This window comes from Halorubrum ezzemoulense DSM 17463 (genome assembly GCF_002114285.1).
GTDB lineage: Archaea > Halobacteriota > Halobacteria > Halobacteriales > Haloferacaceae > Halorubrum > Halorubrum ezzemoulense.
Genome location: NZ_NEDJ01000042.1, coordinates 19,446 through 27,930 on the forward strand (window position 1 = coordinate 19,446; position 8,485 = coordinate 27,930).

Sequence of the window (8,485 nt, forward strand, 5' to 3'; positions counted from 1 at the left end):
GGCGCGCGCCTCCCCAGCCGGGACCGCTACGACGCTCACCTGCCGTACGCGATCCGGCGCGCGACCGCGTCGAGCCGCTCTTTAACTTCGCCGAGGTAGCCGGCCGGCGACGCGCGCCGGACGGCGGACTCGTCGACTTCGATACGCTCGCCGCGGAACGGGTCGCGCTCGGCGCGCTCCTCGGGGGACTGGTCTCTCGCCACCGCCCCCACGACCGTCGACATCGAGCAGCGGCCGCAGGCCTCCGCCTCGACCGCGCCGTCCGCCTCGTCTCCTTCGTCTGTCATGGTCTCTCACATCACACGACGTGGTCCTCCCGGTTAAAACTCCGCCTCGGGAAAACGACGCCTCGGGGGCGCTCGCGCCCGCTCCGCTCCCGACGCCCTTTTCAATCGCTCCGTGGAATGCGTTCACATGGGATATCGTGTCGTCGACGTCGACTCGGTCGACCCGGAGCCGGACCGGCCGTGCGAGTGTCGAAAGCTGTCCGATTCTGGAGGGCTCGACGCCGCGGCGATCAACCGATTCAGGGCCGCCCCCGGCGAGCAGCTCCCGCTGGCGTACCACTACCACGAGACCCAACAGGAGGCGTTCTACGTGCTCGACGGCACCCTCGCGATCGAGACCCCCGACGAGACATACGAGGTGCCCGCGGACGACCTGTTCGTCGTCGACCCGGAGAGCCCCCAACGGGCGTACAACCCGGCCGACGCCGACGCTCCCGTCACCGTGCTGGCGATCGGTGCGCCCCCGGCCGACGGCGACGCGGTCGCGTACGAGCCCGCCGATGAGTGAGCGTGCCGAGCCGGAGGCGGACGGCGAGGGGGGTGCCGACGCCGCGGACCCGGCGGGGGCCGACGACCGCCGCGCCCCCGAGGAGCTGCCGGCGGAGATCCGCGAGGCCGTCCCCGAGTACGACGACGAGTACCTCGACCGCGTCTCCGACCGGCTGATGTACAGCTACGACCTCGACCGCGACGCCGTCGTCGACGGCGAGCGCTTCGAGATGACCGCCGAGATGCGGGTACGCAATCAGAAGCAGTTCCTCCACCCGGCGCTGAGCTACGCGGACCACGACATGCGGGAGTACGTGTACGTCCGCCGGGTGTCGACCCCGAGCGTCGGGGAGCTAGAGCGACTGGTCGAGTTCGCTCACGACGTCGCCGACGAGCGCGTCGAGGGCCACGAGGAGCACTACGGCACGGACGTCACCGTCGTCGTCGTCGCCGACCGTATCCCGGACGACGTCGCCGACTTCGTCGCCGGGTTCAGCGACCGCACGCTGCTGAAGTTCGGCTACTACGGCCACTACGAGGTGAACCTCGTCGCGGTCGCGCCCGACCGCGAGGCACTCGTCGCCAGCGAGAACGCTGACACCGCGGCCGCGTTCCGACTGTGGGAACGGGTCGACTCGCCGGACGAAGGGTTCTTCTCGCGGTTCGCGAAGCGCTTCTGGCGCTGACCGTCGCCGGTCGTTCGGAAAAAACCGCGCCGAACCGGGCCGATCTCAGTCAGTCGTCGCTCGGTTCTGCGGCCGCTCCGCTGTCGCTCCGCACGGTCGTGATGTTGTCGTAGCCGATCCGCACCAGCGACAGGGCCAGGTAGATGAGGACGAACGCGAGCCCCATCTGGACCACCGCCGATATCTGGCCGCTGAGTCCGGCCACGTTACCGAGGATGAGCTTCTGATAGAGGTTGTCCCACAGCGCCACCCACGACAGCCCGAGGACGGTGATCGTCACCATGATCGTCATCGGGACGCCGGTGGAGGCGAGCTGCTTGGACTCGTCCCAGTTCGCGAGCCAGACCGTGCCGGCGAGCAGCGCCAGCGCCGCGAGAAGCTGGTTCGCGCCACCGAACAGCGCCCACAGCGTCACCCACTCGCCGGAGATGACGAGCAGGTACGCGACGAGCGACTGGACGGCCGGATTCGTGTACCGGCCCTTGGCGATGCTCCCGAGGTCGGCGGAGAAGCCCGTCGTCGTCCCGCTCCCGGTCGTTCCGACGATCTCTTCCATCATGTACCGACCGAGCCGCGCCGCGGTGTCGGTCGAGGTGAGCAGGAAGCTCACCAACACGAGCGCCATGAACGGCGCGCCGACGCCCTGCGGGATCCCGAGGCTGGTGAGGATGATCCCCCCGCCGGTCGCGAAGTTCGGCAGCGCGCCGCCGATGCCGCCGCCCGCGGCCGCCGTGGTCGCCCCGGCCACCGCGAGCGTCGAGATGGCGACCGACGCGAGCAGCCCCTCACCGAGCATCCCGCCGTAGCCGATGAGGCGAGCGTCGCTCTCCTTGTTCAGCTGTTTTGCCGTCGTCCCGGAGGACACCAGCGAGTGGAACCCGCTGATGGTTCCGCAGGCGATTGTCACGAACAACAGCGGGAAAAGCGGCGTGATACCTCGGGTATCGACGGCCAATTCGCTACCGAAGAAGCCCATGTACGCGCCGATGGAGGGATCGACGGTCAGCGGCTGGGCCGAGGTGCCGAGCAGCGTTCCGACGATAATCGCGAGCAACGCGCCGCCGACTCCCGAGTAGAGGAGGAACGACGACAGGTAGTCGCGGGGCTGAAGCAGCACCCACACCGGGAGCGCGCTCGCCAGTGTCGCGTAGACGAGGATGACCGGCACCCACGCGGCGACGTTCGGCTGGAGGATGGCGTCCGCACTCATCACCGCTCCGGGCAGCCACCCGCCGTTACCGAGGAACTCGAAGAGCACGATGGTCCCCTGGGGGAACGCCCCGGACTCCACCGCCGGGAACAGCGCGATCGGGTACTGGATACCGAGCCAGACGCCCGCGAACACGCCCGCGACGAACACCACCGTCCCCGGGAGGAACGGGCCGTCGAGCTGGTACAGGTAGACGCCGAACAGGAACGCCAGCGCGATGTACACGAGGCTCGCGGTCGCGGCCGAGGGGAACGCGTTCAACACGATCCCGACGACCAAGGCGAACACCGCCACCACGAGGATGATGGTGAGGAACGCGAACCACAGCAGCATGTCCTTACCGCGTTCGCCGACGTACTCGCCGATGATGTAGCCGATCGACTTCCCCTCGTGTCGCATCGACCCGGACAGCGAGATGAAGTCGTGGACCGCTCCCATCAGCGGATTGCCGATGGCGACCCACAACAGCGCCGGCACCCAGCCCCAGATGGCTCCGGCGGTGATCGGGCCGACGATCGGCGCGCCGCCCGCGATACTTGAGAAGTGATGCCCCAACAGAACCGGCTTCTTCGCCGGTACGTACTCTTGGCCGTCCTCGTACTTGTGTGCCGGCGTCTCCCGCTCGTCGTCGAGATCGACGAAACGAGAGAGGTACCGCGAGTACCCCACGTATCCCACGGTGAACGTACTGAGTACGGCGACGACGATCCAAATTATACTTGTCATAAGGTCCCTGCCTCGTGGTATCGATTCACTATGTCGAACTTAAACGTTATCTTCGTTCATGACGATAGACGACTCCCCCGGATCGAGTAACGCTACTCACCGTCGAAACGAAGTTAATTTCTCTGACTAATAGGTAAAATCTGCCCAGATCGCCCGTCGACCCACCTCGCGCGCACCCGGACGGACCGCAGCCGCCGCGCGCGATCGAGTCGGATCGCCGCGCGCGCTCTCCCAGCTCGCGGCCGCGCGCTCGACTCCGACGGATCTACGGCTCCACGTCGAGCGACGCGGCCACGTCGGCGAGCACGTCCCCCCGGACCTCCGTCGTGCGCGACTCGATCTCGGCGACGAGCGGTGGGTCGAACCCCTCGCGGACCTGCGCGAGCCGCTCGCGCTCGGTCTCGACCTTCTCGCGGAGGTAGCGCGCTCCGCGCCCCTGCTCTCCCTCGTCGGGGGACGGCGTGAGCTTGTTCGCCACCAGCCCGCGGACCCGCAGGTCTCGCTCGGTGAACGCCTCGATGGCCCGTTCCGTCTCGTTGACCGAGAGCTGGTCGGGGTTCAACACGAGGAAGAAGGCGGCGTCCGTGCGCATCGTCTCGCCGGCGTACTCGAAGAACTCCTTGCGCTCGTTGAGCCGCTCGATCACGGGGTCGCCCTCCAGCAGGCGCCGGGGCTCCATGTCCCCGATCGCCGCCTTCTCGAACAGGTCGATCGACTGCTCGCGCTTGTACAGCAGCCGGTCGATCCAGTCGCCGAGGAACTCAGGGAGCCCGAGCAGCCGGAGCGTCGACCCCGTCGGGGCGGTGTCGAACACGACCCGGTCGTACGGCTCGCTCTCCGTGCGCATCACGTCGACGAACGCGTCGAACAGCGCCGACTCGTACGCGCCCGGCGTCCCGTGGGACATCTCCAGCTGGCGGTTGATCTCCGAGACCATCGCGGCCGACACCTGCTCCGAGAGCGCCTCGCGGATCTCCGTTAGGTGCCGCTGCATCTCGTCTTCCGGGTCGATCTCCATCGCGTCGAGCCCGTCGACGTCCGCGACCGACTCGGGCTCGTCGCCGAACCGCTGGTCGAACACGTCCGACACCGAGTGGGCCGGGTCGGTCGAGACGACGAGCGTCCGGAGACCGTCTCGCGCGCAGCGGTGGGCGTACGCGCACGAGACCGTGGTCTTGCCGACGCCGCCCTTGCCGCCGAAGAAGACGAACTGCTCCATCAGTCGCGGCGTGAGTGTCGTCCGGTCATCAGAAGTGGTACTGCTGCCCCTTCCGCTCTAGCAGCGTCTCGCGGTCCCACAGTCGCCGCTCCCACGCCTCGAACTCGTCTTCGAGGTACGGGAGCAGCTCGGCGGTGTAGTACGACACCGGCGACGGGATCCCGAACGCGTCCGGGAAACACGCCAGCATGAATTCGTCTTCGGCGTCCTCGGCCTCCTTCTCGATCTTCTCGTAGGCCGGGTGCGTGATCATCCCGTGGTACAGGCCCCGGACCCACTCCTCGAGGACCGCCCGGAACCGCTCGATCCGGTCTGCTACTGTCATCATTCCTCATGACACTCTTCCCCTGTTAAAACCTGTCGCGGCCCGGGCCGCCGAGGGGCGGACAGCGGCCGGATCGGCCTCGGCGGTCGCGGCGTCAGGCGGCGTTCCCGTCCGGAAGTTCGCCCGACGCCTCGTCGTTGTCGTCGCCGTCGTCGTCCAGTTCCGGGTGGTCCTCGCTACCGGGGCTCGGCGTGTGGATGTCGCTGTCGAGCGATCCCCAGACGAGATACAGCATCGCGGCGACCATCAGCACCGTCACCGAGACGCTGACGAGCGACACGGCGGAGGCGGACAGAACCATATCGCGAGTACGACGACCGCGGCGTATCAACGTATCGGCTCGGACCGGTCCGCGTCGGTCTCACCCCTCGGGCCGGCCCCGCGCGCCGCCCGGTTTTCGCCCCGCCGCCCGAGTTTCCGTGTGTCGGCCGGGGGTTCAAGAGCGTCGTGTCCGATCCGCCCGTATGGACGACCGCATCCCGGTGACCGTGCTCTCGGGGGGACTCGGCGCGGGTAAGACGACGCTTCTGAACCACCTGCTCCGGAACGCCGGCGACCGCGACATCGCGGTCCTCGTCAACGACATGGGGGACGTGAACGTCGACGCGGACCTGATCACCGAGGAGTCCGAGGTTGATGTCGAGGGCGTCACAGAGCTGTCGAACGGCTGTATCTGCTGTGAGCTTCAGGACGACCTCGAAAGCGCCGTGGTGCGGCTCGCGAACGAGCGCTCTTTCGACGCCCTGGTCGTCGAGTCTTCGGGCATCTCGGAGCCCGCGCCAGTCGCGCGGCTGTTCACGACCGAGTCGCGCGCGGCGGCCCGGTACCGGGTCGACGCGCTGGTGACCGTGATCGACACGCGGCAGTTCCTCGACGCGTTCGCGGGCGACGAGACGCCGGAGCGGCGCGTCGATCCCGACGCCGGCGCCGGGGCCGCGACCGGCGACGAGGACGACGCCGACCGGCCGCTCTCGGACCTCCTCGTCGAGCAGGTCGAGGTATCGAACCTCGTGGTGTGTAACAAGGCGGACCTCTGTACCGACGCGGAAATCGACGAGGCGGTCGACCTCGTGGGCGCGCTCCAGCCCGACGCGGAGACGGTCGTCACGGAGTTCTCCGCGGTCGACCCGGACCGGATCCTCGGCGTCGGGCTGTTCGACGAGCGGGAACTCGGCGAACTCCCCGGCGGGAAGCGCGCGCTTGCCGAGGTCGACGACGCCGACGCCGATAGCGGGACGAACGACGACCACGGCCGCGACGGCGACCACGCCCACGACCACCGCCACCCCGACGAGGTGTACGGCGTCACCTCATTCACTTACCGCCGCCGGCGGCCGTTCCACCCGGACCGACTCGCCGCTCTCCTCCGAGACCTCCCCGCCGACGTGGTCCGCTCGAAGGGGACGCTGTGGGTCGCAGGCACCGACCAGCGCCAGCAGGTCGGGCAGGCGGGTCGGTCGGTCCGCGTCGAGGCGCTCGGCCCGTGGATCGCGAGCCTGCCGTCGGTCGAGCGCGATATGCTCCGCTCGAACCGCCCGAAGCTAGAGTGGGACGACGACCACGGCGACCGCCGGACCGAGTTCGTCGTCATCGGCACGGGAGTCGACGAGGCACCGCTCGTTGACCGGCTCGATGACGCGCTTCTGACCGACGACGAACTCGCGGAGCTCGGCGACCCGGGGATCGGTGACGACCCGGCCGACGTCGGCCCAGCCCCGTTCCCGAGCGAGCAGGGCGCCGAGGTCGCGCTCCGGGAGCCGTAACCCCTCGACGCGACCGGCGGTCGGCGATCAGCAGGCGCAGTCGCCCCCGGTCGCGCGGGCGAACCGCATCGGGTCGCCGCAGTCGGGACACGTCGGCGTCCCCTCCGCGTCGCGGTCGAGCCCCTCGTCGTCGACGTCGACGTCGCGGACGCGGACGCCGCAGTCGTCGCACCAGTACGCCCCCTCGGAGCCGTCGTCGCCGGCGGCCCCGGGTGCCGTCCCCGTCGACCCCGCCAGCGCGTCGGTTACCGTCTCGAAGATGCCCATATCGTAATGATCCGCATCGATCATCTTAGTCCCCCGGTGTCGTGTAACCGATTCGCACAGCCGACCCGCGGAGGCCGCCCCGCGCTCGGCGCCCCGTCACAGCAGCGGCAGCGTGAGCGCAAGGAACGCGATCCCCAGCACGACCCCGGCGTACAACAGGCGTTCGAACCGGAGGTCGGCCGGGAGCGCCCCGGCACCGACCGGAGGCGCGGACCGGACGAGCTGTCGGTACGCGACGATGGTCACTCCGACGAACCCGAGCGCCGAGAGGGCAAGCGCGGCCGAAAGCGACAGCCCGTAGGCGAGGCCGTACAGCGGCCCGAACGAGAAGACCAGCGCGAACGCGAGCCCCGTCGTCACGAGGAAGGGGATCGGATCGATGGGGTCCCCGCGTCGGTTGCGGAGGTGGACCGGGCCGATCATGAGGGCCGTACGGCCCGAACGGACAAGAGCTAAGTGGCGCACAGCCGCGAATCCGCGTATGAGTGCCGAGGAGCGCACGGACGAGGGAGGCGACGAGGCCGGGATCCGCGAGGGCGTCGAGCACTCCTCAGGCGATCCCAAGGTGCTGCTCGCGATGAACGCCGTGCTCTCGGCGTGGTTCGCCTGGATGATCGTCTGGGGGCTCGACTTCGTCGGGACGGCGACGCTGTCGCTCCGGAACGTCGCGACCCTCGCCGTGATCCTCTTCGCGGTGACGTACGTCGTCGCGCTCCGCTAGGTGCGGTCGCCGGAGGGGGCTGCCCTCTGGTCGCGGTCCGGCGAGCGCTCGATTCGCCACGTTTTAAGACCGTTCCGGGCGCGGTTCCGTATAATGACGATCGAAGACCGCGACGACGCGTACCTCATCACGCACGCGCTGGCGACGGACACCCTCTCGCGGCTGCGCGACGCCGAGACGGAACAGGTGGCGTTCCGGAAGGGCCTGGTGAAGCTTGGGCGGATCTGCGGCTACGAGATCATCGACGGCGCGATGGAGACGGAGTACGTCCCCGTCGAGACCCCGCTCGCGGAGACGACCGGCGAGCGCGTGAAAGGACTCGACGACGTGGTGATCATCAACGTCCTCCGGGCCGCGACCCCCTTCGTCGAGGGGCTGTTGAAGGCGTTCCCCCGCGCGAAGCAGGGCGTCATCTCCGCCGGTCGCGACGAGGCGGCCGGGATGACCGACGACGGCGAGTTCCCGATCACCATCGACTACGTGAAGCTCCCCGAGATCCGCCCGGAGGACACCGTCATCGTCGCGGACCCGATGCTCGCGACGGGATCGACGATGGCCGCCGTCCTCGACCACGTCCTCGACGAGGCCGACGACTTCGAGGACCTGTTCGTGCTCTCCGCGGTCTCCGCGCCCGCCGGCCTCGTCCGCGTGAGCGAGGCCGTCCCGGAGGCGGACCTGCTGACGGTCGCCATCGACGATCACCTCGACGACGACGGGTTCATCGTCCCTGGCCTCGGCGACGCCGGCGACCCGTCGTCCCGGACCGCGTGAACCTGCCTCGTTGACCAACCT

12 protein-coding genes are annotated in these 8,485 nt (G+C 69.0%); 5 read left to right on the plus strand and 7 right to left on the minus strand.

Going from position 1 to position 8,485, the window contains the following annotated elements; all coding sequences use genetic code 11:
- Positions 1 to 35 precede the first annotated feature (35 nt).
- Positions 36 to 287, minus strand: a complete 252-nt coding sequence (locus B9H04_RS11810) for a hypothetical protein (protein ID WP_049931991.1) — start codon at positions 285 to 287, stop codon at positions 36 to 38.
- A 127-nt stretch (positions 288 to 414) separates the two neighbouring features.
- Between B9H04_RS11810 and B9H04_RS11815 the strand changes: the two genes are divergently transcribed.
- Together B9H04_RS11815 and B9H04_RS11820 are read left to right on the plus strand one after the other, a co-directional pair.
- Positions 415 to 795 carry a cupin domain-containing protein gene (locus B9H04_RS11815; protein ID WP_049931992.1) on the plus strand — a complete coding sequence of 127 codons (381 nt, stop codon included), beginning with the start codon at positions 415 to 417 and terminating at the stop codon, positions 793 to 795.
- A complete protein-coding gene (locus B9H04_RS11820) occupies positions 788 to 1,462 on the plus strand; it encodes a hypothetical protein (RefSeq protein ID WP_049931993.1) in 675 nt (224 codons plus the stop codon). The genes B9H04_RS11815 and B9H04_RS11820 overlap by 8 nt, the downstream gene beginning before the upstream one ends.
- A gap of 49 nt (positions 1,463 to 1,511) precedes the next feature.
- Here B9H04_RS11820 and B9H04_RS11825 read toward each other — a convergent pair whose 3' ends face one another.
- The 4 genes from B9H04_RS11825 to B9H04_RS11840 form a co-directional block, all read right to left on the minus strand.
- The gene (locus B9H04_RS11825) at positions 1,512 to 3,398 is read right to left on the minus strand and encodes a carbon starvation CstA family protein (protein ID WP_049931995.1); all 1,887 of its coding nucleotides are present in this window, start codon (positions 3,396 to 3,398) and stop codon (positions 1,512 to 1,514) included.
- A gap of 265 nt (positions 3,399 to 3,663) precedes the next feature.
- Positions 3,664 to 4,617, minus strand: a complete 954-nt coding sequence (locus B9H04_RS11830; protein ID WP_049931997.1) for an ArsA family ATPase — start codon at positions 4,615 to 4,617, stop codon at positions 3,664 to 3,666.
- 28 nt (positions 4,618 to 4,645) lie between these two features.
- Positions 4,646 to 4,942, minus strand: a complete 297-nt coding sequence (locus tag B9H04_RS11835; protein ID WP_049932143.1) for a hypothetical protein — start codon at positions 4,940 to 4,942, stop codon at positions 4,646 to 4,648.
- 94 nt (positions 4,943 to 5,036) lie between these two features.
- Positions 5,037 to 5,243, minus strand: a complete 207-nt coding sequence (locus B9H04_RS11840; RefSeq protein ID WP_049931998.1) for a hypothetical protein — start codon at positions 5,241 to 5,243, stop codon at positions 5,037 to 5,039.
- Between the two features lie 163 nt (positions 5,244 to 5,406).
- On the opposite strand from B9H04_RS11840, the gene B9H04_RS11845 reads away from it, so the two are divergent.
- Positions 5,407 to 6,705: a CobW family GTP-binding protein gene (locus B9H04_RS11845; RefSeq protein WP_085682733.1), complete on the plus strand. Its 1,299-nt coding sequence runs from the start codon at positions 5,407 to 5,409 to the stop codon at positions 6,703 to 6,705.
- Between the two features lie 27 nt (positions 6,706 to 6,732).
- Here B9H04_RS11845 and B9H04_RS11850 read toward each other — a convergent pair whose 3' ends face one another.
- Together B9H04_RS11850 and B9H04_RS11855 are read right to left on the minus strand one after the other, a co-directional pair.
- Positions 6,733 to 6,972: a hypothetical protein gene (locus B9H04_RS11850; protein ID WP_049932002.1), complete on the minus strand. Its 240-nt coding sequence runs from the start codon at positions 6,970 to 6,972 to the stop codon at positions 6,733 to 6,735.
- Between the two features lie 96 nt (positions 6,973 to 7,068).
- Positions 7,069 to 7,395: a hypothetical protein gene (locus B9H04_RS11855; RefSeq protein WP_049932004.1), complete on the minus strand. Its 327-nt coding sequence runs from the start codon at positions 7,393 to 7,395 to the stop codon at positions 7,069 to 7,071.
- Positions 7,396 to 7,453: 58 nt separating this feature from the next.
- On the opposite strand from B9H04_RS11855, the gene B9H04_RS11860 reads away from it, so the two are divergent.
- Positions 7,454 to 7,693 (plus strand): hypothetical protein, encoded by a 240-nt coding sequence (locus B9H04_RS11860; RefSeq protein ID WP_049932006.1) that lies wholly within the window; start codon positions 7,454 to 7,456, stop codon positions 7,691 to 7,693.
- Between the two features lie 93 nt (positions 7,694 to 7,786).
- Positions 7,787 to 8,464 carry a uracil phosphoribosyltransferase gene (gene upp / locus B9H04_RS11865; protein WP_085682734.1) on the plus strand — a complete coding sequence of 226 codons (678 nt, stop codon included), beginning with the start codon at positions 7,787 to 7,789 and terminating at the stop codon, positions 8,462 to 8,464.
- Positions 8,465 to 8,485: the final 21 nt, after the last annotated feature.

Bases quoted from the DNA above. Each gene is read 5' to 3' on its own strand.
- B9H04_RS11860 (WP_049932006.1), top strand. From the start codon at position 7,454: ATGAGTGCCGAGGAGCGCACGGACGAGGGAGGCGACGAGGCCGGGATC.
- B9H04_RS11835 (WP_049932143.1), bottom strand. From the start codon at position 4,942: ATGACAGTAGCAGACCGGATCGAGCGGTTCCGGGCGGTCCTCGAGGAG.
- B9H04_RS11820 (WP_049931993.1), top strand. From the start codon at position 788: ATGAGTGAGCGTGCCGAGCCGGAGGCGGACGGCGAGGGGGGTGCCGAC.
- B9H04_RS11830 (WP_049931997.1), bottom strand. From the start codon at position 4,617: ATGGAGCAGTTCGTCTTCTTCGGCGGCAAGGGCGGCGTCGGCAAGACC.
- B9H04_RS11845 (WP_085682733.1), top strand. From the start codon at position 5,407: ATGGACGACCGCATCCCGGTGACCGTGCTCTCGGGGGGACTCGGCGCG.
- B9H04_RS11825 (WP_049931995.1), bottom strand. From the start codon at position 3,398: ATGACAAGTATAATTTGGATCGTCGTCGCCGTACTCAGTACGTTCACC.
- B9H04_RS11850 (WP_049932002.1), bottom strand. From the start codon at position 6,972: ATGGGCATCTTCGAGACGGTAACCGACGCGCTGGCGGGGTCGACGGGG.
- B9H04_RS11810 (WP_049931991.1), bottom strand. From the start codon at position 287: ATGACAGACGAAGGAGACGAGGCGGACGGCGCGGTCGAGGCGGAGGCC.
- upp (WP_085682734.1), top strand. From the start codon at position 7,787: ATGACGATCGAAGACCGCGACGACGCGTACCTCATCACGCACGCGCTG.
- B9H04_RS11855 (WP_049932004.1), bottom strand. From the start codon at position 7,395: ATGATCGGCCCGGTCCACCTCCGCAACCGACGCGGGGACCCCATCGAT.
- B9H04_RS11840 (WP_049931998.1), bottom strand. From the start codon at position 5,243: ATGGTTCTGTCCGCCTCCGCCGTGTCGCTCGTCAGCGTCTCGGTGACG.
- B9H04_RS11815 (WP_049931992.1), top strand. From the start codon at position 415: ATGGGATATCGTGTCGTCGACGTCGACTCGGTCGACCCGGAGCCGGAC.